Source organism: Nonomuraea helvata (assembly GCF_039535785.1).
GTDB lineage: Bacteria > Actinomycetota > Actinomycetes > Streptosporangiales > Streptosporangiaceae > Nonomuraea > Nonomuraea helvata.
In genome coordinates this window covers 1,268,216-1,291,312 of the sequence record NZ_BAAAXV010000005.1, presented here as the reverse complement: position 1 = coordinate 1,291,312, position 23,097 = coordinate 1,268,216, and the positions used below count along the sequence as shown (strand labels likewise).

At 70.6% G+C, this 23,097-nt stretch carries 22 protein-coding genes; 11 read left to right on the top strand and 11 right to left on the bottom strand.

Annotated elements, in window-relative coordinates:
* Positions 1-20 precede the first annotated feature (20 nt).
* The gene (locus ABD830_RS25365; protein ID WP_344992004.1) at positions 21-461 is read right to left on the bottom strand and encodes a hypothetical protein; all 441 of its coding nucleotides are present in this window, start codon (positions 459-461) and stop codon (positions 21-23) included.
* A 152-nt stretch (positions 462-613) separates the two neighbouring features.
* Between ABD830_RS25365 and ABD830_RS25360 the strand changes: the two genes are divergently transcribed.
* Both ABD830_RS25360 and ABD830_RS25355 read left to right on the top strand, forming a co-directional pair.
* Positions 614-1,873 carry a sensor histidine kinase gene (locus ABD830_RS25360; RefSeq protein WP_344992001.1) on the top strand — a complete coding sequence of 420 codons (1,260 nt, stop codon included), beginning with the start codon at positions 614-616 and terminating at the stop codon, positions 1,871-1,873.
* On the top strand, positions 1,858-2,505 hold the full coding sequence (locus ABD830_RS25355) for a response regulator transcription factor (protein WP_344991998.1): 648 nt from the start codon (positions 1,858-1,860) through the stop codon (positions 2,503-2,505). The genes ABD830_RS25360 and ABD830_RS25355 overlap by 16 nt, the downstream gene beginning before the upstream one ends.
* A gap of 151 nt (positions 2,506-2,656) precedes the next feature.
* Here ABD830_RS25355 and ABD830_RS25350 read toward each other — a convergent pair whose 3' ends face one another.
* Both ABD830_RS25350 and ABD830_RS25345 read right to left on the bottom strand, forming a co-directional pair.
* The gene (locus ABD830_RS25350) at positions 2,657-3,604 is read right to left on the bottom strand and encodes a DNA polymerase ligase N-terminal domain-containing protein (RefSeq protein WP_344991995.1); all 948 of its coding nucleotides are present in this window, start codon (positions 3,602-3,604) and stop codon (positions 2,657-2,659) included.
* 10 nt (positions 3,605-3,614) lie between these two features.
* Positions 3,615-4,628: a LacI family DNA-binding transcriptional regulator gene (locus ABD830_RS25345; RefSeq protein ID WP_344991992.1), complete on the bottom strand. Its 1,014-nt coding sequence runs from the start codon at positions 4,626-4,628 to the stop codon at positions 3,615-3,617.
* A gap of 82 nt (positions 4,629-4,710) precedes the next feature.
* Here ABD830_RS25345 and arfA point away from each other — a divergent pair, with 82 nt between their 5' ends.
* The gene (arfA, locus tag ABD830_RS25340) at positions 4,711-6,201 is read left to right on the top strand and encodes an arabinosylfuranosidase ArfA (protein WP_344991989.1); all 1,491 of its coding nucleotides are present in this window, start codon (positions 4,711-4,713) and stop codon (positions 6,199-6,201) included.
* On the opposite strand, the gene ABD830_RS25335 is transcribed toward arfA, so the two are convergent.
* Complete coding sequence (locus ABD830_RS25335) at positions 6,188-7,045, bottom strand: helix-turn-helix transcriptional regulator (RefSeq protein ID WP_344991986.1); 858 nt, start codon at positions 7,043-7,045, stop codon at positions 6,188-6,190. The genes arfA and ABD830_RS25335 overlap by 14 nt on opposite strands.
* Before the next feature lie 102 nt (positions 7,046-7,147).
* On the opposite strand from ABD830_RS25335, the gene ABD830_RS25330 reads away from it, so the two are divergent.
* A complete protein-coding gene (locus ABD830_RS25330) occupies positions 7,148-7,870 on the top strand; it encodes an SDR family oxidoreductase (protein WP_344991984.1) in 723 nt (240 codons plus the stop codon).
* 3 nt (positions 7,871-7,873) lie between these two features.
* On the opposite strand, the gene ABD830_RS25325 is transcribed toward ABD830_RS25330, so the two are convergent.
* The 6 genes from ABD830_RS25325 to ABD830_RS25300 form a co-directional block, all read right to left on the bottom strand.
* Positions 7,874-8,554 carry a FadR/GntR family transcriptional regulator gene (locus ABD830_RS25325; protein ID WP_344991982.1) on the bottom strand — a complete coding sequence of 227 codons (681 nt, stop codon included), beginning with the start codon at positions 8,552-8,554 and terminating at the stop codon, positions 7,874-7,876.
* A 25-nt stretch (positions 8,555-8,579) separates the two neighbouring features.
* Positions 8,580-9,599, bottom strand: coding sequence for an MBL fold metallo-hydrolase (locus ABD830_RS25320; RefSeq protein WP_344991980.1), 1,020 nt, complete (start codon positions 9,597-9,599; stop codon positions 8,580-8,582).
* A gap of 18 nt (positions 9,600-9,617) precedes the next feature.
* On the bottom strand, positions 9,618-10,733 hold the full coding sequence (locus tag ABD830_RS25315; protein WP_344991977.1) for a steroid 3-ketoacyl-CoA thiolase: 1,116 nt from the start codon (positions 10,731-10,733) through the stop codon (positions 9,618-9,620).
* 43 nt (positions 10,734-10,776) lie between these two features.
* Positions 10,777-11,766, bottom strand: coding sequence for a sigma-70 family RNA polymerase sigma factor (locus tag ABD830_RS25310; RefSeq protein ID WP_344991974.1), 990 nt, complete (start codon positions 11,764-11,766; stop codon positions 10,777-10,779).
* A gap of 107 nt (positions 11,767-11,873) precedes the next feature.
* Entirely contained in the window at positions 11,874-13,181 is a 1,308-nt protein-coding gene (gene iscB / locus ABD830_RS25305; RefSeq protein ID WP_344991971.1) for an RNA-guided endonuclease IscB, read from the bottom strand.
* Between the two features lie 593 nt (positions 13,182-13,774).
* Positions 13,775-14,716, bottom strand: coding sequence for an NADP-dependent oxidoreductase (locus ABD830_RS25300; RefSeq protein WP_344993018.1), 942 nt, complete (start codon positions 14,714-14,716; stop codon positions 13,775-13,777).
* A 77-nt stretch (positions 14,717-14,793) separates the two neighbouring features.
* Between ABD830_RS25300 and ABD830_RS25295 the strand changes: the two genes are divergently transcribed.
* A complete protein-coding gene (locus ABD830_RS25295) occupies positions 14,794-15,756 on the top strand; it encodes a GlxA family transcriptional regulator (RefSeq protein WP_344991968.1) in 963 nt (320 codons plus the stop codon).
* 15 nt (positions 15,757-15,771) lie between these two features.
* On the opposite strand, the gene ABD830_RS25290 is transcribed toward ABD830_RS25295, so the two are convergent.
* Positions 15,772-16,368: a TetR family transcriptional regulator gene (locus ABD830_RS25290; RefSeq protein ID WP_344993015.1), complete on the bottom strand. Its 597-nt coding sequence runs from the start codon at positions 16,366-16,368 to the stop codon at positions 15,772-15,774.
* Positions 16,369-16,611: 243 nt separating this feature from the next.
* Here ABD830_RS25290 and ABD830_RS25285 point away from each other — a divergent pair, with 243 nt between their 5' ends.
* Genes ABD830_RS25285 through ABD830_RS25260 form a run of 6 tightly spaced genes read left to right on the top strand, consistent with a single transcriptional unit; the run spans position 16,612 to position 22,868 of the window.
* Positions 16,612-18,207 (top strand): AMP-binding protein, encoded by a 1,596-nt coding sequence (locus tag ABD830_RS25285; RefSeq protein WP_344991965.1) that lies wholly within the window; start codon positions 16,612-16,614, stop codon positions 18,205-18,207.
* Positions 18,208-19,179, top strand: a complete 972-nt coding sequence (locus ABD830_RS25280; RefSeq protein WP_344991962.1) for an acyl-CoA dehydrogenase family protein — start codon at positions 18,208-18,210, stop codon at positions 19,177-19,179. It begins immediately after the preceding gene.
* Positions 19,179-20,333 (top strand): acyl-CoA dehydrogenase family protein, encoded by a 1,155-nt coding sequence (locus tag ABD830_RS25275; RefSeq protein WP_344991959.1) that lies wholly within the window; start codon positions 19,179-19,181, stop codon positions 20,331-20,333. The genes ABD830_RS25280 and ABD830_RS25275 overlap by 1 nt, the downstream gene beginning before the upstream one ends.
* An 8-nt stretch (positions 20,334-20,341) precedes the next feature.
* Positions 20,342-21,280 carry a bifunctional MaoC family dehydratase N-terminal/OB-fold nucleic acid binding domain-containing protein gene (locus tag ABD830_RS25270; protein ID WP_344991956.1) on the top strand — a complete coding sequence of 313 codons (939 nt, stop codon included), beginning with the start codon at positions 20,342-20,344 and terminating at the stop codon, positions 21,278-21,280.
* Positions 21,280-21,672 carry a MaoC family dehydratase gene (locus tag ABD830_RS25265; protein WP_344991953.1) on the top strand — a complete coding sequence of 131 codons (393 nt, stop codon included), beginning with the start codon at positions 21,280-21,282 and terminating at the stop codon, positions 21,670-21,672. The genes ABD830_RS25270 and ABD830_RS25265 overlap by 1 nt, the downstream gene beginning before the upstream one ends.
* Positions 21,669-22,868, top strand: coding sequence for a lipid-transfer protein (locus ABD830_RS25260; protein ID WP_344991951.1), 1,200 nt, complete (start codon positions 21,669-21,671; stop codon positions 22,866-22,868). The genes ABD830_RS25265 and ABD830_RS25260 overlap by 4 nt, the downstream gene beginning before the upstream one ends.
* The last annotated feature ends 229 nt before the right edge of the window (positions 22,869-23,097 follow it).

The window sequence follows — 23,097 nt, the reverse complement described above, 5'->3', positions numbered from 1 at the left end:
GGAGAGTCTGGTGCGCCCGATCAGCGCCTCTTGGGGAAGGCGGCGCGCAGTGCGGAGCCCCGGGTGATGAACGCGACCCGGATGACGGGCAGCATGCAGACGGCCTGCAGCACGGCGTACCACAGCGGGCAGATCCCCGGGATCAGGTCGACGCCGATGATCGCGATCGGCATGATGACGGCGAGGGCATTCACGCGTTCGAAGGCACGTCGGGATCCCCGGGAAGCGGAGATCGTCATCTGATAGATCAGCACGGCCACCCCAGGCAGGAGGGCTGCCCGGACCCACATGAACGTGTTCACCGTATGACCGTTGCTCGACACCACGATGACCGCCAGGAGGGCGATGGCGCTGAGTGCGGCGTACACCTTGATGCTGTTCTTCGCCGTGTCGAAGGCCCCTTGGGTGCGGGGGTTGCTGAGGAGTGCCGCTTCGGCCGTGGTGTGCGTGTTGGATTCCATGCTCAGCGACGCTACGAAGCGGTTGGCCGAGGCGGTATCGGTCCAGGCACACGGGTGGGTGGGGCCAGACCTACTCCTTGGCCGGCCAGGGCAGTGGCGCGCTCCGCGCGGTGCACAGTTGAAGCACCGAATGGAGAGGCGAAGGAAGAGGCATGCGGCAGTTGGGTATCTGGGCGGAGCGCGTCGGCGTGGGGTTCGTGCGGTCGTGCGTTGTGGCGGTCGTCACCATGCTGGCCCCGGCTGTGTGGGCCGTGGCCGTGGCGTGGGCGATCTGGTGGGGACCGGGAAACCCGTGGTCGTGGCTAGGGCCGTTCGTGCTGGTGTGCGTGGGCACACTCGCGCTGTCCCGGCCGGTCTGCCGGCTGGCCCGTTCGCTGGTGGCGAGGTGGACGGGCACCTTGATAGTCGCCGGGTACCGGGAGGCCGGGCCGGTGGTGCGGATGTCCACCGGGTACTGGTGGAATGGCTTCTCCTACGAGCGCAGCCGCCGCGACGCCGTCCTGGATCAGAAGTGGCGGGTCCGGTGGAAGGATCCCGCCGTCTGGCGTGACGTGCGGTTCACCGGGATCGTGCCGTTCGCCGCGGGCGTGGTGGCATCCGTTCCGCCGGCCGGGATAGTCGCGGCGGTTCTCGGGCTCGGCCGGCCGGGGCCCGACGCGCGCCTGGCCGGGGTGCTCGGCTTGGCCGTGGCCATCGCCACAGCCCCCTACGCCTGGCGGCTGCTCGTGCCAGTGGCCGTCCGCTTCCTGCGCCCGTCGCGCGCGATGGCGATGACCGAGCGGGTGGAGGAGCTGACCGCCCAGCGCGCGGACACGACGGTCGCGCAGGCCGCCGAGATCCGCCGGATCGAACGGGACCTGCACGACGGGGCGCAGGCCCGCCTGGTCATGCTTGGACTCGCGCTGGCGACCGCGGAGAAATTGATGGAGACCGACCCCGACCAGGCAAAGGCGCTGATGCGGGAGGCGCGGGGCGGTGCCGCCGCCTCGCTGGCCGAGCTTCGCGAATTGGTCAAGGGGATCAGCCCGCCGGTGCTGAACGAGCGGGGGCTCGTCGACGCCGTCCGCGCCCTGGCCCTGGACATCCCCCTCGACGTGGCCGTCAGCGCCGACGCCGGCTTGCGCCTGGACCCGCCGATCGAAGCCGCCGTCTACTTCGGCGTTGCCGAGCTGCTGACCAACGCGGTCAAACACGCCCAGGCGTCCCGAGCGGGTATCTCCCTTGCCCGGGACGACGCCGGCCTCATCGTAGAGGTCGAGGACGATGGGCGGGGCGGCGCCAATGTGCGCGCCGGCGGCGGACTCGCCGGCCTGCGCCGCCGCCTCGCGGTCTTCGACGGCACCCTGGAGATCACCAGCCCACCGGGCGGCCCGACCCGTGTGAGAATGGCACTGCCATGCGACTCGTTGTAGCCGAAGACCTCTACCTCCTGCGCGAGGGGATGGTCCGCCTGATCGAGGCGTACGGACACCAGGTGGTGGCCACGGCGGCCACTGGCCCCGAGACGCTGGAAGCGCTACGGAGATGGCGCCCGGACGTGTCCGTCATCGACGTCCGAATGCCGCCGAACCAGTCCGACGAGGGCCTGCGCGCGGCCCTCGCCGCCCGGGCCGAGATGCCCGGGCTGCCGGTCCTCATCCTCTCCCAGCACGTGGAGCAGCTGTACGCCCGGGAGCTCCTGTCCGACGGCTCCGGCGGCGTCGGCTACCTGCTGAAGGAGAGCGTGTTCGACGCCGACCAATTCATCGGCGCCCTCGAGCGCGTCGCGGACGGCGGGACCGCCATGGACCCGGCCGTCATCGCCAAGCTGCTGTCCAGCAGCTCCCCAAGCCGCGGACTCGAGCGGCTCACCGAACGCGAGCACGCCGTGCTGGCTCTCATGGCCGAAGGACTGTCCAACCAGGCCATCGGTCGCCGCCTTTTCCTCAGCGACAGTGCCATCAGCAAGTACACCACCTCCATGTTCGGCAAGCTCGGCATCGTCGACGACGAAGACACCAACCGCCGCGTCCGCGCCGTTCTGGCCTATCTCAACAAGCCCTAGCTTGATCGGGCGCCTGGCAGGCGGCGAACTCAGGGTGGTGGCGCGTCCATGGCGCCGCGCCCGTCGGCGCGCGTCGCGATGTCCAAAGCGCCGAGTGGCCGCCGCGCCCATCCGGGGTGGGTGCCGCGTGCCCGGTCCGCGGGCCGAAGGGTCAGGACGGGACGAACAGCCAGGACTTCGACGGGCCCGGCTCGTACGGGGAGTCGAGGCGCTTGGCGACGATGCCGGGCAGCCCCTGTTCGCGGGCCGCTTGACGCACGGGCCCCGCCTCGCCCGGCCACGACGGCGCGGTCTGCCAGTGGCCGCCCGCCAGCTCCAGCGCCTCCAGCGCCGCCCGCCGGACCGTGTAGGGCTGGTCGAGCAGCGAGTGGCCGTTGTCGTACAGCAGATCGTAGAAGACCAGGATCTCGGCGCCCCCCAGCGTGGCCAGCTCCCCGTCCAGCACCGCCGTGCGGCTGCCGAACGACCTCGCCAGCCCGCGCAGCCACGGGTGCTCCCGCGCGGCCGTGGTGCGCCCGCCCTCGATGGGCACGAGCAGGCGCCGGCCGCCCCACGCGAACTCGAAGGCGTAGGCCGGGACGTCCTTGGGCGGCTTGGCGCGTTCGGTGGGAAGCATGGGCTCGACCTGCGGGAACGGGTCGCGGGCCAGGGCGCCCATGCGGTGGATCATCCAGTTCTTCCCGCGCGTCTGGAACAGCACGAAACGCCCGGAGGCGCGCTTTCCCTGCAGGACGAACTTGACCTCGCGATCCGACCACTTCTCCGCCTCGTACGTGCCGGCGTCCCAGATGGTCATCGTGCCGCCGCCGTACTCGCCCTGGGGGATCTCGCCGTGGAACGTGAGGTACTCCATCGGGTGGTCCTCCGTCTGCACGGCCAGGTGGTTCGTGCCGGGGTCGGCAGGCAGGCCCTTGGGGACGGCCCAGGAGACGAGTACGCCGTCGCGCTCCAGGCGCAGGTCCCAGTGGAGTGAGCGGGCGTGGTGCTCCTGGATGACGAACGCGTGGCCGTCCCCGGAGGAGGGCGGCGACGAGGGGATGGGCTCGGGGGTGCGGTCGGCGTCGCGTTTGCTGCGATATCGCTCCAGTTTGTCGGACACGACACGGGTACTACCCGCCCGTGCTCTCCCGGATCATCAGCTCGTACGGCACCCGGATCTCGCGTGCCTCGCGAGAGACGCCGGCGATGCGCTCGGCCAGCAGGTCCACCGCCTGGTGGGCGATCGACTGCTTGTCGGGGGAGATCGTGGTCAGGGTGGGGGTGCCGTACCGGCCGTCCTCGATGTCGTCGAAGCCGGCCAGCGCCACGTCGTCCGGCACCTTGAGACCGCGTTCGAGCAGGGTCCGCAGCGCGCCCAGGGCCAGCAGGTCGCTGAAGCAGAAGACCGCGTCGGGCGCGGCGCCGGAGTCGAGCAGCTCGGCCATCGCGCGGGCACCGTCCGCCCGGTGGTACGCCTCCACCTGGATCACCAGCCGGTCGTCCAGCGGCAGCCCCGCCTCCCGCAGGGCCCGGCGGTAGCCCTCGAGACGCAGCCGGGACGTCTCCGCCGCCTCGTCGTCCTTGGCCCCGACGGCGGCGATGCGGCGGCGGCCGAGCGAGGCCAGGTGCAGGGTCGCCTCCTTGGCCGCGGCCACGTTGTCCACCACGATGTGGTCGGCCGGGCCCTCGTAGACCCGCTCGCCCAGGAGCACCATCGGCGTGTCGTCCATGCGGGCGGCCAGGTCCTCGGGCGTCAGCGCCAGCGGGCTGAAGATCAGGCCGTCGATCAGGCGGGCGCGGAAGCCCTCGGCGACGAGCTGCTCGCGCTCCCGCGAGGCGCCCGTGTGGTCGATCAGGACCGTCAGCCCCCGCTCCTCCGCCGCCGCCACCACGAAACGGGCCAGCTCCGCGAAGTACGGGGTGTCCAGCTCGGGCACGGCCAGGGCGATGATCCCGGTGCGGCCCTGCCGCAGGTTCCTGGCCGAGAGGTTGGGCCGGTAGTTGAGCTCCTGGATGGCCGCCTCGACCCGGCTCTTGGTGGCCGGTGTGACGTGCACGTAGCCGTTCACCACGTTGGAGACGGTCTTCACCGAGACGCCGGCCAGGCGGGCCACGTCCTTGAGGCCGACGCGAGCTTTGTCCATGGACAGACAGTGTATGCGCTTCTTTACAACGTTGAATACAACGATGTATAGATGGGGCGAAGCCTACGAAGGAGGACTGTCCATGGAATCCGCCAAGCTCACGCTGGACCCGGCGTTCGAGGTCGGGCCGGTGGAACGGCGGCTGTTCGGATCGTTCGTCGAGCACATGGGGCGGTGCGTGTACACGGGCGTGTTCGAGCCCGGGCACGAGAGCGCCGACGACGGCGGCCTGCGGCGTGACGTCATCGAGCTGGCGCGGGAGATGGGCGTGACGGCCGTCCGCTATCCGGGTGGCAACTTCGTGTCCAACTACGAATGGGAGGACGGCGTCGGGCCGGCGCCTGAGCGGCCCACGAGGCTGGACCTGGCGTGGCGGCAGATCGAGACGAACGCGTTCGGGCTCGGTGAGTTCATGACCTGGCTGGGGGAGCTGCGGGCCGAGCCGGTGATGGCGGTCAACCTTGGCACCAGAGGCGTGAGCGCGGCCCGGGACCTGCTCGAATATGCCAACTACCCGGGCGGCACCCGCTGGTCGGACCTGCGTGTCAAGCACGGCGTACGCGAGCCGTACGGCATCAAGGTGTGGTGCCTGGGCAACGAGATGGACGGCCCCTGGCAGATCGGCGGGAAGACCGCGGACGAGTACGGCAGGCTCGCGTTCGAGACGGCCAAGGCCATGCGCCGGGTGGACCCGAGCATCGAGCTGGTGGCCTGCGGCAGCTCCAACATGCGGATCCCCACGTTCGGCTCGTGGGAGGCGACGGTGCTGGAGCACTGCTACGACGAGGTGGACTACATCTCCGCGCACTCCTACTACGACCCGGTGGCCGGCGACCGGGCCACCTACCTGGCCTCGGCGGTGGAGATGGAGCAGCAGATCCAGGGCGTGACAGCCACGGCCGACCACGTGGCGGCCAAGCTCGGCAGCCGCAAGCGGCTCAAGGTCTCCTTCGACGAGTGGAACGTCTGGTCGCAGAGCCTGTTCGAGGGAGAGGGCAGCCTCGGCTGGGCGCACGCGCCGCGCATCATCGAGGAGGAGTACGACGTGGCCGCCGCCGCGGTCGTCGGCAGCCTGCTCATCACCCTGCTCAACCACGCCGACCGGGTCGGCATCGCCTGCCAGGCGCAGCTCGCCAACGTGATCGCCCCCATCCGCACCGAGCCGGGCGGCCCCGCGTGGCGGCAGACGATCTTCCACCCGTTCGCGCTCACCGCCGCCAACGCCCGGGGGCGGGTGCTGCAGGTGGAGGCCACGGCGCCGGTCATGCCTACCGAGCGCTACGGCGAGGTGCCCGTGCTGGCCGCCGCCGCCACGCTGGACGAGGGCGAGCTCTCGGTCTTCGCGGTGAACCGCGGCGAGACCCCGCTGCCGCTGGCGATCGACCTGCGCGGCCTGCCGTGCCCCACGGGGATCTCGCACGTCACGGTCGCCGACGACGACCCGGCCGCGCGCAACACCGAGCGCGACCCGCGCCGCGTCGAGCCTCGTGCGGTCCAGGGCGCGACGATCGACGGCGACCGGCTGAACGTGGTGCTCCCGCCGATCTCGTTCAACGTCGTCAAGGCCTCGTGACCTGAAGGTCCTGCGTCCCGATGACCTTGAGCAGCCGCAGCGCCTCGTACGACGGAGTCCCCGGCGCGGCTGTGTAGAGCACGACCCACTGGTCGCCCTCGGGCACGTGCAGCGTCTCGCAGTCGAGCTCCAGCCAGCCGACGGCCGGATGGTTGATGCGCTTGCGCGCCGACCTGCGTACGGTCACGTCGTGTCCGGCCCACAGCTCGGCGAACTCCGGACTGCTCGCCAGCAGCCGTTCGACGAGCCGGTGGATGCCGGGATCGTCCGGATAGCGGGCGGAGGCGGCCCGCAGGTCGGCCACCGACTCCCTGGCGAACCGCCACGCCCCCTCCGGGTCGTGGCGCGCCCTGGCCTGCGGGTCGGTGAAGTAGCGCCAGATGAGGTTCCGCTCGCCGGGCGACAGCGCGGAGAAGTCCGTGAGCAGCGCCGCGGCGAGCGGGTTCCAGGCCAGCACGTCGTACTTGGCGTCGGCAAGGAGTGCCGGGGTGTCGTCGAGCCGGTCGAGCAGGTGCAGGACACCGGGTCTGACCTCCGGCGACGGGCCGGGCGGAGGCCCCGGCGGCTCGCCGGTCAGGTAATACAGGTGGGAGCGCTCGTCGTCCGACAGCCGCAGCGCCCTGGCGATCGCGCCGAGCATCTGACGCGACGGCCGCGGCCCGCGCGCCTGCTCCAGGCGGGCGTAGTAGTCGACCGACATCCCGGCCAGCCGGGCGACCTCCTCGCGCCGCAGCCCGGGGGTGCGGCGGCGCTCGCCGCCCTCCAGGCCGACGTCGGACGGCAGCACCAGCTCGCGGCGGCTGCGCAGGAACGCCGCGAGCTCCGCCCTGTTGATCCGGTCCATGCCCTCAGCATGCCTGACCTGCGCCACCGTAACCAGGGACCGCCGATCCGGGGCTCCGCGGGTCTCTCCCGCCCGAGCACCGCTCCGCCCAGGCTTGAGGCCATGAACATCGCACTCATCACCGGCGCGAACAAGGGCATCGGGTACGCCACCGCCCGCGTACTGGGCAAGGACGGATATGTCGTCCTCATCGGCGCCCGCGACCACGAGCGAGGCACGAGGGCGGCCGCGGAGCTGGCGGCGGAGGGACTGGACGCCCGCTTCGTCCACCTGGACGTCACCGACCCGGACACCGTGGAGTCGGCCGCCGCCTACGTCGACCGCGAGCACGGCCGCCTGGATCTGCTGATCAACAACGCCGCCGTCTCCCGCGACCAGGAGCGCACGCCGAGTCGGCTCCCGGTCGCCGCCCTCCGCGAGGTCTACGAGACGAACGTGATCGGCGTCGTCGCCGTGACCAACGCCATGCTCCCGCTGCTGCGCAGGTCGGAGGCCGGCCGCGTGGTGAACGTCTCCAGCGGCCTGGGCACGTTCGCGTTCCTGGCCGACGAGAAGTCGGCGTGGCGCCCGTACGCGACCCTGCTCGGCTACAACTCCTCCAAGGCCGCCCTGAACGCCGTCACCCTGATTTACGCCGAGGAACTCCGCGACACGCCGATCAAGGTCTACGCGGTCTCGCCCGGCTTCTGCGCCACCGATCTCAACGGGCACCGCGGGGTGCTGAGCGCCGACGAGGGCGGCGAGCACGTGGCCCGCCAGGCCACCCTGCCCGATGCCCCGACCGGCGTCTTCCTCAGTGAGGAGGGCGGCACGTACCCGTGGTGACCCTCAGTCCAGCTCCAGCGCCTTGCGCAGCCACGACTCCACGCCCGCCACGTGAACGGTCGCCCAGGAGCGGGCGACGTCGGCCTGGCGGGCGGCGATGGCCTCGTAGATCGCGGTGTGCTGCTCCCGCGTCTTCTCCATCGCGCCCTCCTGCGTGAGCCCGCGCCAGATCCGGGCCCGAGTGGTCGGACCTGACAGGCTCTCGATGAACGAGCAGAGCACGCTGTTGCCCGATCCCCGCGCGATCTGGTGGTGGAACTGGAGGTCGTTGGCCACCAGCTCCTCGACCGTGGGCTGGGCGGGCAGGGACTCGAGGATGACGCGCAGCTCCGCGATCTCCTCGTCGGTCATGAGCTCGGTCGCCATCGCCGTGGCGGCCGGCTCCAGGATGCGCCTGACCTCGAAGAACTGGATCACCGTGTCGTCGCGGTGCAGGTCGAGCACGAACGACATGGTGTCGAGGAGCAGGCGCGGCTCCAGGCTGGTGACGTACGTGCCGTCGCCCTGACGTACGTCGAGCACGTTGATCAGGGACAGCGCGCGCACGGCCTCGCGCAGCGAGTTGCGCGAGAGGCCGAGGCGCTCGGCGAGGTCGGCCTCCTTGGGCAGCCGGTCGCCTGGGGCCAGCTCGCCAGAGACGATCATCTCTTTGATCTTGTCGATGGCCGCGTCGGTGACCGCCACGCTTCTCTCCCTAGACATCGGATGTCTAGGAGTCTAGAGCCTGGAACCGGACCGGATCGACATCGGGGACCCGGCTAATCTGACCTCTTGCCTCCAGAGCGCGCAGGTGCGCCGCCGCCTCTCCGGCCGCCATGCCTCTCAGCATGGGGGACAGGTCGTCCCACGGCCTGTTCCACGTCATCATCGCGGCGACCTCCCAGATGGTCTGCGGTTCCGGCTGCTGGGCCAGGAGGGCGCGCAGCCGGACGAGCTTCTCCTCGTGATGGTGGCGGATCTCGGCGGCCCGCGCGGCCACATCAGGAAATATCCACTCATGCGCGGGAAGCGCGTCGAGGGGGCCCAGCTCGCCGACCCGGTCCAAGGAGTCCAGGAAATCACCCAATGGATCGACATCATCCCTGTCATACGGATAAATCCCGACGTGGGGAGTGATGTCGGGAAGGATGTGGTCGCCGGTGAACAGCCGGTCGGCATCCTCCAGATGCAGGCAGATGTGCCCGGGGGTGTGGCCGGGCGTGTGCACGGCCCGCAGCTTGCGCCCCGGCAGGTCCACCAGGTCACCGTCACGCAGCTCGCGATCGGGCAGGGCGGGCGGCATCGGCCGGCTCACCGCCTGCCGTACCTCGCCGGGGTCGGCGCCCGCCCGCCTGAGCATGTCGGACTGGAAGCTCTCGTGCTCGTCGACCGGATACGCGTGCATGAGCCTGACCAGCGCCGCGTCGTTCTCGTGCATGGCGATCCACGCCCCGGACCGCTCCTTGACCTGGCCGGCGAGCCCCGCGTGGTCGGGATGGAAATGGGTGACGACCACCCCGCTCACCGTGCCCACGTCGAGCCCGAGCGCCGCGAGCCCGCCGCTGAGCGCCTCCCAGGCGTCCGGATGGTTCCACCCGGCGTCGACCAGCACCGGCCCCTTGGGTGACTCGACGGCGTAGACGAGCGTGTAGCCGAGCGGGTTGCCCGGGATCGGCACCGGCACGCTCCACACCCCGCCGCCGAGGTCCTGCGGCCGCTGCTCGGAGTACGGCCTGCGTCTGCTCTTCATGCGCCCCATCTCATTGTTCTAATCGACCCGCTCCAGGACGGTGGCCGTGGCCAGCGCACCGCCGGCGCACATCGTGACCAGGGCGGTGGTCGAGTCGGACCGCTCCAGCTCGTGCAGCGCCGTGGTGATCAGCCGGGCGCCCGTGGCGCCGACCGGATGCCCGAGCGCGATGGCGCCCCCGTTGACGTTGACGCGGTCGAAGTCGGGCTCGTGCACGCTCGCCCATGACAGTACGACCGACGCGAACGCCTCGTTCACCTCGAACCTGTCGATGTCGCCGATCGTCATCCCGGCCGCCGCCAGCACCTTGGCCGTCGCCGCTACCGGCCCGTCCAGGTGGTAGTGCGGCTCAGCGCCCACGAGCGCCTGCGCCAGGATCCGCGCCCTGGGCCGCAGCCCCTGCCTCGCGGCGGCCTCCTCGCTCATCACCAGCACGGCCGCGGCGCCGTCGGAGATCTGCGACGAGGTGCCCGCGGTGTGCAGCGCGCCCTCGGCGACGGGCTTCAGCTTGGCCAGCGTCTCGACCGTGGTCTCGCGTAATCCCTGGTCCCTGCGTACGTCCCCGACGGGCACGATCTCCCGCCCGAACCGCCCGTCGGCCCACGCCTTGGCCGCCAGCCGCTGTGAGCGCGCCCCGAACCAGTCGAGCCGCTCCCGCGTCAGCCCGCGCCGCCGCGCGATCCGCTCGGCGGCGGTGAACTGGTCGGGCAGGTCGATGCTCCAGTCGTCCGGCTTGGCCCTGGCGGGCGCCACGTTGCTGCCGAGCGGCGCCCGGCTCATCACCTCGACGCCGCACCCGATACCCGCCTCGATCACGCCCGAGCTCACCAGGGCCGCCGCGAGGTGCACCGCCTGCTGCGAGGACCCGCACTGCGCGTCCACGGTCGTCACCCCGGCCTCGTACGGCAGCCCGGCATAGAGCCACGAGTATCGCCCGACGTGGCCGCCCTGCTCGCCCGCCTGCGTCACGCACCCGGTGAAGACCTGGCCGACGGCCGCCGGCTCGACGCCCGAGCGCTGGACGAGCCCGTTCAGTGCGATGGCCAGGACCTGTTGCGGCTTGAGCCCGGCCAGCCAGCCCGCCCGCTTGCCGATGGGAGTGCGAACGGCCTCGACGATCACAGGTGTGCCCACAGTCGCCTCCAGAACGATGCTCTGGCGCTGACTGTAACGCGTTCTACTTTGCCGCGGAACCCTCCAGCACCTCCGGCAGCCCGAACGTCTCGAACAGCTTCTTCTCGAAGAACATGACGCCGTGGCTGATCCGCTCCCCGGAGAACGTCACCACCATGAGCGAGAACTGCCGGTAGACGCCGTCCTCGCGCAAGTACATGGCGAAGGCCGTCTGGCCGTTGGCGGCGGTCGGCACCAGCTTGAGATCGCCGGGACCCTTGGCGGGGCACTGCGTCTTCATGAGCTCCAGGATCGACTCCGGCCCCTGGTACCAGCCGACGAAAGGCGGCATCTCCCAGATCGCGTCCTTGGTGAACTGCTCCACCAGGCTCTCGAAGTCGTAGTTCTCGAACGCCGCCACGTAACGCTCGAGCTGGGCCCGCTGGTCGGATGACAGTGGCTCCACCGGGTCGTCGCGGTTCGGCTGCACCTGGTCGAGCTGGGCGCGGGCCCGCTGGAGGATGCTGTTGACGGCCGCGGTGGACGTCTCCAGCGCCTCGGCCACCTCGGCGGCCTTCCATCTGAGCACGTCGCGCAGGACCAGCACCGCGCGCTGCCGGGGCGGCAGGTGCTGCAGCGCGGCGATGAGGGCGAGCCTGATGCTCTCGCGCGAGGTCACGATCGAGGCGGGATCGTCGCCGGCCGCGCCCGCCAGCGCGTCGGGCACGGGCTCCAGCCACAGCACCTCGTTGTCCTGCACCAGGGGAGCGGTCGCCTCGGTGCTGGGAGCGCCGAGACCGGTGGGGAGCGGCCGCCTGCCGCGGCTGTCGAGCGCGGTCAGGCAGGCGTTCGTGGCGATGCGATAGAGCCACGTGCGCAGCGAGGAGTGCCCTTCGAAGCCGTCGTAGGCCCGCCACGCGCGCAAGTACGTCTCCTGGACGAGGTCTTCCGCGTCGTGCACCGAGCCCATCATCCGGTAGCAGTGCGCCAGGAGCTCGCGCCGCATCGGATCAGCCTGTCGGAGGAACTCCTCGTTCGTCGGCTTGTCGGTCATCGGGAACCTCCATGGATGCTCTGGTTTGGGGCCGGAGAGGGGACGGACCCCTGCGGAGCAGGGTAAGAACAGGCGTTTCGTCGCCAGGTGAGATGCCGTCGAAACCGTCAGGGTGGCGCATCGGCTTCTTCTTGCCGGTGGTAGGCGTAGCCGTCGCCGCGCTGCAACAGGCGGACGTGTCGGTGGGCAATGCCCTGGACGGTGCCGAGGCGGGTGGTGATGTTGAACTTGCCGGTGGCGCGGACCGCGACCCGGCCGGTGTGGACCCCGGCGTTCTTGCCGGTCGGGGCGGTAGCGCGGACCAGGTCACCAGTTGCGAAGCCGTAGACGCGTTTAATGCGGGGTAGCTGCAGCCTCGGAAAGCCGTACTTGTCGGTGCGGGTGCGGCAGTGGGTCCCGCGGCCGGTTGCCGCGGCAGCCAGAACCTGGCCTGGCCAGGTCGTCACCTGGTGCAGCTCGCCGACGTGCAGTGCGTCCAGGGTGTGCGACTTTGGGGCTCCGGTCCGCCGCCGGTTCCACTTGGTGCGGCCACCTGTGGCGCCGTGTATCGGGACGTCAAACCTAGACAGGGCGCGCCAGATCGCCCACCGTGTGGCGTTCATGGCCGCCGCGTCCCGTAGCGGCGCCTTCGACTGAGCCAGGATCCGGTCCAGCACCGTGGGCCGTCCGGCGAGGAACTCCTCCACCGGGGTGGCGTTCTTGGCCTGGTTGCACGGAACGCAGGCCATAGCCAGGTTGGAGATTCGGTCTGAGCCGCCGCGTGCCTTCGCGTGTATGTGGTCGATGTCCAGCGGCGTGCCCGTAGCACCACAGTAGGCGCAGGCCCGGTCCCACTTTTCCAGCAGGTACTGCCGGACCTCGTACCCGTGGAGGGTGCCCTGTTGGTACTCAACACCGTCCAGCGGGCGCCCGGCCGCCATGGCGTGCACATCGAACGCCGCCTGCTCCAGGTGGACGGCGCGGACCGGAGCCCATCGGGTCAGGCGAGCGATCCACGACATCGTGGTATCAACCCGGTGTTGCAGCGACGGCGCCAGCCATCCGATCGGCCGAGTTCGGTTGGCGAACCGGGGTGCCCGATAGCGCAGGTTCGCCGACCGGCGCCGCCGGCGATACCCGGCCCGTGCCGTCAAGCCGTCGCGGATGGCCGCGCCGCGGTGTCCGAGCTGCAGACCGTACAGTCCTGTACGATGCCCGCTGTCTTCGCGGAACACTGCGATCCCGGTGTGCCTGGAGCCTGGGTCGACGCCGAGCTCTACGCCCTGCACCGTTGAGGCGGCAGCGGTGCGGTCTTTCAGCCGGATCACGAACGGAGTGTGCCGGTGCACCACCGCCCGCCCGGCCTTCAACAGTCTCCTGGCCCGTGCCGGATGGCAGGGGTCCAGTGGAGTGCCGTCCTTCGCGAGGACGAACACCCGGGGTGCGGTCTCACGACCGCGGACTCCGCTTGCGCGGGTGACGCTCTCGCCGCCAGGTGAAGCGGCAGGAGTCTCTCCTCGACCATGTTTCACGCCGGATACGCCGCCAGCGGCGTGCCGGTGCCCCGTTTCGTCCCTGCTCCCAGGGGTGTCTGCTGACACCGGTTCGAGAGCCTGCCGCTGGAGAAGCACGGCAGGGTCGGTCTGCTGCCCTACGTGAAACGTAGCCACCAAGGTCACCTCCCTCTTGCGTGGTGGCTGGGTCTGGTCACTCAGGCCCGCCCCATCGGGGCAAGCCCCCACCTCAGGCCGGGGAGCGAGTGACACCCCCTGTATAGACGCTGCCACTGACAGACTGACTGGTTCTGATGCCATGCGGTCGATCGGAGATCTAGGGCACAGCCCTTTGCTTCGGTGGCAGGTGTTCTTTCGAAAATCTATACGATTGGCAGCGCAGGGTTGCATTCCTTTCACGGACTGTAATGCTGTGAGTCAACGGCGACATAGCGTTCTAGCGCACTTCCGTGGTGTGGTGCCCAAAGTGCTGCACTGCACGGCCGCTGCCGGGGGGTTGCGGCCCGGCGGTGGGGTCAGTGGGCGACGGTGAGGACGATCTTGCCGGTGGTGCGGTTCGTCTCGCCGAGCTCGTGGGCCTTGGCGGCCTCCGCCAGCGGAAGGACGGCGGCGATCTCCACCCGCAGCTTGCCGGCCTCGACCAGGGCCGCGAGGGCGCGCATCGCGGCCTGGTCCGGCTCCACCAGCACCGCCTCCGCGCGGATGCCCAGCTCGGCGGCCCGCTCGTGGAAACCGGGGTCGAGCTCCCTGAGCACCAGCGAGACGATCACGCCGTCCCGGCGCAAGGTGGGCAGCGAGCGCGGCCCGTAGTCGCCGCCGATGGTGTCGAGCACCACGTCCACGTCCCGCACGACCTCGGCGAAGTCCTCGTTACGGTAGTCGACCAGCTCGTCGGCGCCCAGGCCGCGCAGGAACTCGTGCTTGGCCGCGCTGGCCGTCCCGATCACATAAGCGCCGCGCGCCTTGGCGATCTGGACCGCGAGATGCCCCACGCCGCCCGCGGCGGCGTGAATCAGCACGCGCTGCCCGCCCTTCAACCCGGCGACGTCCACGAGCGCCTGGTACGCCGTCAGCCCCGCGAGTGGGATCCCGGCCGCCTGGACATGGTCGATGTTGGCGGGCTTACGCACGAAATGCCGAGACGGCGCGGTCACGTACTCGGCGAAGGCGCCGTGCGCGTCCGGGTACTTCAGCATGCCGAACACCTCGTCGCCCGGCTTGTAGAGCGCCTGCCCGAAACCAGAGGCCTCGACCACGCCCGAGACGTCGTAGCCGAGTACGAACGGAAGTCTGTCCGTCAGGAAGCCGCCCGACTGGCGGGTCTTCCAGTCGGTCGGGTTCAGCCCTGCCGCCTCCACCCGCACCAGCACCTCCGTCGGGCCCGGAACCGGCTTGTCGACCTCGACCGTCTTCAGCACCTCGGGGCCGCCCAGGGTGTCCTGGCTGATCGCTTTCATCTTCATGAGACCAGCCTCCTGGTTCCAGGGCGGAGCCCGCGAGTGGCCCAAAGGCCATTCTGTGTAAAGATCGGGCCATGCATCGAGTCGCCGTCCTCGCCGTTGACGGGATCATCCCGTTCGAGCTGAGCATTCCCTCCCGGATCTTCGGCACCGCGCAGGGGCCCGGCGGCGAGCCGCTCTACGAGGTGGTCACCTGCACGCCCGACGGCACGCCCGTCGCCACCGCCGCCGACTACCGGGTCGCGGTCGAGCATGACGCGAGCGTGCTGGAGCGCGCCGACACGGTGGTGGTGCCCGCCGCGGAGTGGTTCTCCGGGATCACGGGCAGGGACTCGCTGCCCGCCGGCCTGGACGGGGCGCTCGCCCGGATCCGTCCCGGCGCTCGGGTCGTGTCCATCTGCGTCGGCACGTTCGTGCTGGCGGCCGTGGGGCTGCTCGACGGCCGCCCGGCGACCACGCACTGGCGGCACGCCGAGCGGTTCGCCGCCGTGTTCCCGAAGGTGCGGGTGGACGCGGACGTGCTGTTCGTGGACGACGGCGACGTGCTCACCTCGGCGGGCGCGTCGGCCGGGGTCGACCTCTTCCTCCACCTCGTCCGCCGCGACCACGGCAGCCGGGTCGCCAACCAGGTGGCCAGGGGGTGCGTGGTGCCGCCGTGGCGGGACGGTGGCCAGGCGCAGTACATCGAGCATCCGGTGCCCGAGCCGTCCAGCGTCGGCACCGCTCCGACCAGGGCCTGGGCCATGGAGCGGCTGGGCGCCCCGCTCCGGCTGGACGACCTGGCGGGTCACGCCGGTATGAGCAGGCGTACGTTCACCCGGCATTTCCGGCAGGAGGTGGGGCTGAGCCCCGGTCAATGGCTGATCCAGCAGCGCGTCGCCCTGGCCAGACACCTCCTGGAGACCAGCGACCTCCCGGTGGACCGCATCGCGGACCGCGCCGGCTTCGGCACGCCGGCCTCGCTCAGGCAGCACCTGCAGGCGGCGGTGGGGGTCTCACCGCACGCCTACCGCCGCACGTTCCACCTGGCGAACTAGGCGATCGGCGCAGCCTTAGATATCGGTGAGCAGCCTGGCGGCGGCGGTCTCGATGCGACGCTGGATCTGGTCGTAGGTGCGGCGGCCGCGGAGCATCTCCAGGAGCTCCTGGACCCACACGCTGGCCAGGGAGCCCGCGAGGTCGAGCTGCTCCTCGGTCGCCTCCTCGAGGCTCAGGCCGTCGGCCGAGACGCGCAGCAGCAGCCCCGTCATGCGCTCGCCGAACGGGGTCTGGACCTCCGCCATGATGAGCGAGCGGATGAGCGCGTCGGCCAGCTCCGGCTCGCGCATCAGCCCGCGCGTGGCCCTCATCAGCACGTCCACCGCGCGGCTCGACGGCGTGGCGGCGCCGGGCGGCCTGCGCTCGATGCTGCTTTCCAGAAGGTCGATCTCCTCGCCCACCACCGCCACCACCAGGTCCATCTTGGACGGGAAGTAGCGGTAGAGGGTGCCGAGGGCGACGCCCGCGCGCTCGGCCACCGTACGCATCTGCATGGCCTCGACCCCGCCCCGGGAGGCGAGCGCGGCCGCCGCCTGGACGATGCGCTTGCGGCGTTGGTGCTGGCTACGCGTACGGACACTGTGCCCGCCCGTCGTGGGGTGGCTTTCCATGATCCCCTCGGTGTCGCTGGAGGGCGCGGCGATCGTCGCCGGCGTGGTACGCATAAGAACACGTTATCTGATTTCTCGATATCGCGGCTTGTTACTAGCGGGTCACAAAGTGGCCATATAGCCCCATGTCTTCGGCGTTACACGCATATGTCACGACTTATCGGCATGGACGGGCACTGGACAGATATTAGAATCTGTTCTAGTTTGCGATTCGGCTGACCGAGCGCTTGGTGGAGGCCCTGGATGATCGCGGACACGCTGGCGGCCCTGCTTCTCGCACGGGCGGAGGACGATCGACCTGGGCTGATGTTCGAGGACATGACGTGGTCGTGGCGCGAGCACGTGGCCGCCTGCCGTGCCTCCGGAGCATGGCTGTCCCGGCGCGGCACCCGGTCGCATGTCGGGGTGCTCAGCGAGAACGTTCCTGAGCTGGTGTTCCTCGTGGGCGCGGCGGCGCTGTCCGGGCACGTGGTCGTCGCGCTGAACCCGACGCGCTCGGTCGAGGAGCTGGTCCGCGACGCCCGCGCCACCGACGTGGACCTGCTCCTGGCCGACAGCCCCTACGCGGCGACGGCCGGGCAGGTGGCCGATGCGCTGGGGGTGGAGGCGCTGCCCCTGTCCGCCGTCGGCCTCGAGCCGCCGGCCACACCGCAGGACGCGCCGGGGGACCTGGTGATGCTGATCTTCACCTCCGGCACCTCGGGCCGGCCCCGCGCCGTGCGGATCACGCAGCGCAAGCTCGCCCTGCCCGGGATGAGCCTGGGGACGCGGCTCACGCCCTCCGACGTCGTGTACTGCTCGATGCCGCTGTTCCACTCCGGCGCGCTGATGGCCGCCTACGCCCCGGCGGTGGCGTCGGGGGCGGCGCTGGTGCTGCGGCGGCGGTTCTCGGCGTCGGGCCTGCTGCCGGACATCAGGCGGTACGGCTGCACGTACCTGCACTATGTCGGCAAAGCGCTCTCCTATGTCCTGGCCACCCCGGAACGCGCGGACGACGCCGACAACCCGCTGCGGATCGCGTTCGGGAACGAGGGCAGCGCGGTGGCGACCAGGAGGTTCGGGGAACGGTTCGGGTGCCACGTGATCGACGCCTTCGGTTCCACGGAGACGGCCATCTCGCTCACCCCCGACCCGTCCGGCCCGCCCGGATGCCTCGGGAGGCTGCCGGAGGGGGTTCGGATCCTCGACCCTGTGACGGGTCGCCCCTGCCCGCCGGGCCGCATCGAGAACGGCCGCCTGCTCAACGCGGAGGAGGCCGTCGGCGAGCTGGTCAACGTGGCCGGGCTGGGGCTGTTCGACGGCTACTACAACGATCCCGAGGCCGACGCCGAGCGCATCAGGGACGGCGCGTTCTGGTCGGGCGACCTGGCGTACGCGGACGGGGACGGCTACGTGTTCTTCGCTGGGCGCGGAACCGAGCGTCTGCGCGTGGACGGCGAGAACCTGGCTGTCGCGCCCGTCGAGGCGGCGCTGAGAGAGTTCGCCGGGGTGGTCGAGGCGGCCGTCTACCCGGTGCCCGATCCGGCGGCCGGCGACCAGGTCATGGCGGCGCTCGTGCTGGAGGGCGGGTTCGACCCGGACGCGTTCACGGCGTTCCTGGCTTCGCGCCGCGACCTGGGTGCCAAATCTTTACCCCGATTTATCCGCCTTTCTGGGGACCTGCCCCAGACGCCCTCGCACAAGGTCCTCAAACGGGTCCTCGCCCGCGAGGCCTGGCGCACCGCCGACCCGGTCTGGTGGCGCACGGGTTGCGGGCTCCGGCCGCTGACCGACGCGGACGTCAAGGGCATCGAGGAGGAGTTCGTACGGCACGGCAGGCAACACCTCTTGGAGGCTTGAATGGACTTCAACCTGGACGAAACCCAGCAGGACCTGCGGAAGCTGGCGGCCGAGGTGCTGGCCAAAGAGGACGGCGAGCGGTTGCGGCAGGCCGGGCTCATGAGCGTGTGCGTGCCGGAGGAGGCGGGCGGAGCCGGGCTCGGGCCGGTCGAGATGGCCGTGGTGCTGCGCGAGGTGGGTGCGCGCGCGGCGCCGGTGCCCGTGCTGCCCACACTGGTGAGCACGCTGACGCTGGCCCACTGCGGCACCCTTGACCAGCAGCGCCGCTTGAGCGACGGGGCCACTGTCGCGCTCCGTGAGCCCGGGAGGGCGCCGGCCGACCCGCCCCTGACGACCGCCCGGCCCGTCGACGGCGGCTGGGCGTTGACCGGTCGCAAGGTCTCGGTGCCCTACCCCGGGGGCTGGGTGCTGGTCAGCGCGGACGAGGGCCTGTTCCTGGTCGAGTCGCCACCCACCATCCCCGAGTACACCTCCACCGGCGAGCCCGCCGCCACCATCGCGCTGGACGGCACCCCGGCCGAGCGGGTCGCGGGCCCGGAGGCGGTCACCGGAGCCAGGCGGCTGTTCATGGCGGCCGTGGCCGCCCAGGCCAGTGGCGTGCTGGCCGGCGCCCTGGAGCTCACCACCGGTTACATCAGGACGAGGAAGCAGTTCGGCCGGGCGCTGGCCGAGTTCCAGGCCGTGACCATGCAGATCGCCGACGTCTACATCGCTGCGCGGGCCCTGGACGTGGCCATGTGGTCGGCGGCCTGGCGCCTGGGGGAGGGACTGCCGGCCGACCAGGACCTCGCGCTGGCCGCGTACCACGTCAGTGAGGCTTTCAAGGCGCTCTACACCTGCCAGCACCTGCACGGCGGGATGGGGCTGGACGTGACGTATCCGCTGCACCGCTACTTCGCCCAGGCCAAGCACCTGTCCCACCTGCTCGGCGGCGCCGACGCCCAGCTCGACCTGATCGGAGCGCTCGTCTGATGCTGATCGACCTGACCCCCGCCCAGCGGGCACTCCGGGACGAGCTTCGCGAGTACTTCCAGGCCTGTCTCACCGACGAGGACCGCAGGAAGATCGCGGAGGATCCGTTCGGCGGGGCGTACATGGAGCACTGCCGCCGCCTCGGCCGCGACGGCAAGCTGGGCATCGGCTGGCCCAAGGAGTACGGGGGAGGCGGCTACGGCCCCCTCGAACAGCAGATCTTCGCCAACGAGATCGCCCGGGCGGGCGTCCCGTACCCGATCATCACGGTGCAGACCGTGGGGCCGACGCTCATGCAGTACGGCACGCAGGAGCAGAAGGACCTCTTCCTTCCGCGGATCCTCGCGGGCGAGTGCCACTTCGCCATCGGCTACAGCGAGCCCGAGGCCGGCACCGACCTGGCCTCCCTGCGTACGACGGCGGTGCTCGACGGCGACCACTACGTCGTCAACGGCCAGAAGGTCTTCACCAGCGGCGCGCACTACGCCCAGTACATCTGGCTGGCCGCCCGCACAAATCCCGAGGCCAAGAAGCACAAGGGCATCACCATGATGATCGCCTCCACGGACGACCCCGGCTTCTCGTGGACGCCGATCGTCACCATGGACGGCCGCCACCACACGAACGCCACCTACTACAGCGACGTACGCGTGCCCGTGAACATGGTGGTCGGCGAGGTGGACCGCGGCTGGGACCTGATCGTCAACCAGCTCAACCACGAACGCGTCACCCTCGGCCCGGCCGGCAACCTCGGTCAGACGTACGACCGCTTCCTCGCCTGGGCCCGCCGCACGGGGCTGGCGGAGAACCCGGACGTACGGCGGGCGCTGGCCAGGGTGTGGGCGGCCTTCCGCACCAACGAACTGCTGAACTGGCAGGTAGCCGCGAACATGGACCTCGGCTGGCTGGGCGCCCCCGACGCCTCGGCCACCAAGATCTACGGCTCCGAGCGCATGCAGGAGATCGGCAGGCTCGTCGGCGACATCCTGTCCAGGTACGGGGACCCGTCCGACCCGGAGACGGCCGAGCTGCTCGAACGCGTGGACCACGGGGTGAAGGGGGCGGTGGTGCTGACGTTCGGCGGCGGGGTGAACGAGGTGCAGCGGGAGCTGATCGCCATGCTCGGCCTGAGCCTGCCGAGGCCGCCGCGATGACTCCTCCCATGAACGACCAGGAGCTGCACGAGCTGGCGGAGAAGCAGGCGGCGCTCGGGGAGGTACGCGGCACCCCGGCACGCGACCCCGTGAACGCCCCCATGATCAGGCACTGGCTGGACGCCATGGGCGACGAGAACCCCGCGTACCTGGAGAAAGGGGTCGCGCCGCCCGCGATGGCCCAGGTGTGGACGATGCCGGGCGTGCGGCGGTCGGCCAAGGACCGTTCGCCGGTGGACGACATGATCGCCGCGCTCGACGCGAGCGGCTACACGGGCGTGGTGGCGACGAACTGCGAGCAGACCTATCACCGGTACGCGCGGATCGGGGAGCGGCTGACCCCGGCCACGCGGTTCACGGACCTGGCCGGGCCCAAGCGGACGGCTCTTGGGGTGGGGTTCTTCGCCACCTGGACGGTCACCTGGTACGGCGAGGACGAGGAGCCGGTGGCCGAGATGCTCTTCCGGGTCCTGAAATTTCGCCCACGCACGCGGGAGAGCTCTTCGAGTACGACGGGGCAGGCGGCGGCCGGGGAGGGGCAGGCGGCGGCGTACCCGCTCCAACCCGCCATCAACCAGGACACGGCCTTCTTCTGGGAAGGCGTGAAACAGGGCGAGCTGCGCATCCAGACCTGCGCCGACTGCGGCGAGCTCCGCCACCCGCCCGGTCCGCTGTGCCCCCGCTGCCGCTCGGTCAACCGTGGCCACATGGTGGCGAGCGGGCAAGGAACCCTCTACAGCTATGTCGTCCATCACCATCCTCCGGTGCCGGGCAGGGAGACGCCGTTCGTGGTGGGCGTGGTGGAACTGCCGGAAGGCGTACGGATCGTGGGAAACGTGGTGGACTGCCCGATCGAGGAGGTGGCGGTCGGCATGCCGTTGCGCGTGACGTACCGGCGGATGGACGACCAGCTCGTCCTCCCGATGTGGACGCCGGGGGAGGCGTGATGGAGATCGGAGCGGCGCTGCCGGAGCTGTCCATCGACCTCACGCCTACCGTGGTCGTCTCCACGGCCCTGGCCACCATGGACTTCACGCCGGTCCACCACGACGTCGAGATGGCCCGCGGCCAGGGCTCGAAGGACATCTTCCTCAACATTTTGACCACGATGGGGCTGGTCGAGCGGTACGTCACCGACTGGGCGGGTCCGGAGGCCGTGATCGAGCGCATCGCGGTCAAGCTGGGCGTACCGGCGTACGCGGGGGACCGCCTGTGCTTCAACGGGACGGTCGTGGCACGCGAGGACGGCCGGCTCACGGTCGAGGTACGCGGCAAGGTCAGCCTGGGAGACCACGCCACGGGAACGGTCACCCTGATGGAGGAGGGCGAGCGTCGTTGAGCGGACGAACGTTGCCGAACGGGGATGCGCCGCTGAGCGGGCGGGCCGCGATAGCGGGCATCGGCGCCACCGAGTTCAGCAAGCAGTCGGGGCGTTCCGAGCTGCGGCTCGCCGCGGAGGCCGTGCTGTCGGCGCTGGACGACGCGGGCATCTCACCCGGCGACGTGGACGGCATGGTGACCTACACCCAGGACTCCAACCAGGAGATCGCCGTGGCGAGGGAGACGGGGATCGGGGACCTGACGTTCTTCTCGCGGGTCGAGTACGGCGGCGGCGCGGCGTGCGGGACCGTGGCACACGCGGCCATGGCCGTGGCGACGGGAATGGCGCGGACGGTCGTGTGCTACCGCGCCTTCAACGAACGTTCGGGCCGCCGCTTCGGCCAGCCCAACAGCCGCCTGACCGGCGAGCCCACCTCCCAGGGCTTGGAGATGAGCTGGCACGTGCCGTTCGGCCTGATGACGCCCGCGGCATGGGTGGCGATGTTCGCCCGCCGCTACATGCATGCATACCGAGCGACCTCGGAGGACTTCGGCCGGGTGGCGGTGGCCATGCGCAGGCACGCGGCCACCAACCCGGCCGCCTGGTTCTACCAGCGCCCCATCACGCTGGAGGAGCACCAGGCGTCCAGGTGGATCGTGGAGCCGCTGCACCTGCTCGACTGCTGCCAGGAGAGCGACGGCGCGGTGGCCCTGGTCGTCACGTCGGCCGAACGAGCCCGCGACCTCCGCAGATCCCCTGCCGTGATCGCGGCCGCGGCCCAGGGTTCGGGCACCGGCCAGATGATGATGACCAGCTATTACCGCGACGACCTGACCGGCCTCCCCGAAATGTCGCTGGTCGGCCGCCAACTCTGGACTATGTCCGGCCTATCGCCCAAAGACATCCAAACAGCCATCCTGTACGACCACTTCACCCCGTTCGTCCTGGCCCAACTCGAGGAGCTCGGCTTCTGCGCCCGAGGGGAGGCCCCGGCCTTCCTCAGGGAGGGAAGCATAGAACTGGACGGCCGCCTGCCGGTCAACCCGCACGGGGGCCAGTTGGGTGAGGCCTACATTCACGGCATGAACGGCATTGCGGAAGCGGTACGCCAGATCAGGGGAACGGCGGCCAACCAGCTCACGGACGTGAGGAACGTGCTGGTAACGGCGGGAACAGGCGTACCGACCAGCGGCCTGATCCTCTCATCCGAGTAGCCATGGGGTAGGTGGGCCTGCACACGCCCACCCGTTGCCCATCTGGGTGGTCGGCCTGCTGGAGCCCGCCCCGAGCAGAAGGTCTTCACGGGAAGCGCTTCGCGCTCGGGGCTCAGGCGTTCTTATTCAGGCGCCTGGCGGCGCAACCCCCGCGCATTACGGCGCCATCGCCCACCCGTTGCCTGGTTACCGGGTGAGCCGGCTGGAGCCCACCCAACTCCGCGCGTTC

Bases quoted from the DNA above. Each gene is read 5' to 3' on its own strand.
- ABD830_RS25335 (WP_344991986.1), bottom strand. From the start codon at position 7,045: ATGGACCGGATCAACAGGGCGGAGCTCGCGGCGTTCCTGCGCAGCCGC.
- arfA (WP_344991989.1), top strand. From the start codon at position 4,711: ATGGAATCCGCCAAGCTCACGCTGGACCCGGCGTTCGAGGTCGGGCCG.
- ABD830_RS25285 (WP_344991965.1), top strand. From the start codon at position 16,612: ATGATCGCGGACACGCTGGCGGCCCTGCTTCTCGCACGGGCGGAGGAC.
- ABD830_RS25290 (WP_344993015.1), bottom strand. From the start codon at position 16,368: ATGGAAAGCCACCCCACGACGGGCGGGCACAGTGTCCGTACGCGTAGC.
- ABD830_RS25365 (WP_344992004.1), bottom strand. From the start codon at position 461: ATGGAATCCAACACGCACACCACGGCCGAAGCGGCACTCCTCAGCAAC.
- ABD830_RS25330 (WP_344991984.1), top strand. From the start codon at position 7,148: ATGAACATCGCACTCATCACCGGCGCGAACAAGGGCATCGGGTACGCC.
- ABD830_RS25345 (WP_344991992.1), bottom strand. From the start codon at position 4,628: ATGGACAAAGCTCGCGTCGGCCTCAAGGACGTGGCCCGCCTGGCCGGC.
- ABD830_RS25275 (WP_344991959.1), top strand. From the start codon at position 19,179: ATGCTGATCGACCTGACCCCCGCCCAGCGGGCACTCCGGGACGAGCTT.
- ABD830_RS25320 (WP_344991980.1), bottom strand. From the start codon at position 9,599: ATGAAGAGCAGACGCAGGCCGTACTCCGAGCAGCGGCCGCAGGACCTC.
- ABD830_RS25355 (WP_344991998.1), top strand. From the start codon at position 1,858: ATGCGACTCGTTGTAGCCGAAGACCTCTACCTCCTGCGCGAGGGGATG.
- ABD830_RS25265 (WP_344991953.1), top strand. From the start codon at position 21,280: ATGGAGATCGGAGCGGCGCTGCCGGAGCTGTCCATCGACCTCACGCCT.
- ABD830_RS25280 (WP_344991962.1), top strand. From the start codon at position 18,208: ATGGACTTCAACCTGGACGAAACCCAGCAGGACCTGCGGAAGCTGGCG.
- ABD830_RS25310 (WP_344991974.1), bottom strand. From the start codon at position 11,766: ATGACCGACAAGCCGACGAACGAGGAGTTCCTCCGACAGGCTGATCCG.
- ABD830_RS25300 (WP_344993018.1), bottom strand. From the start codon at position 14,716: ATGAAAGCGATCAGCCAGGACACCCTGGGCGGCCCCGAGGTGCTGAAG.
- ABD830_RS25295 (WP_344991968.1), top strand. From the start codon at position 14,794: ATGCATCGAGTCGCCGTCCTCGCCGTTGACGGGATCATCCCGTTCGAG.
- ABD830_RS25270 (WP_344991956.1), top strand. From the start codon at position 20,342: ATGAACGACCAGGAGCTGCACGAGCTGGCGGAGAAGCAGGCGGCGCTC.
- ABD830_RS25360 (WP_344992001.1), top strand. From the start codon at position 614: ATGCGGCAGTTGGGTATCTGGGCGGAGCGCGTCGGCGTGGGGTTCGTG.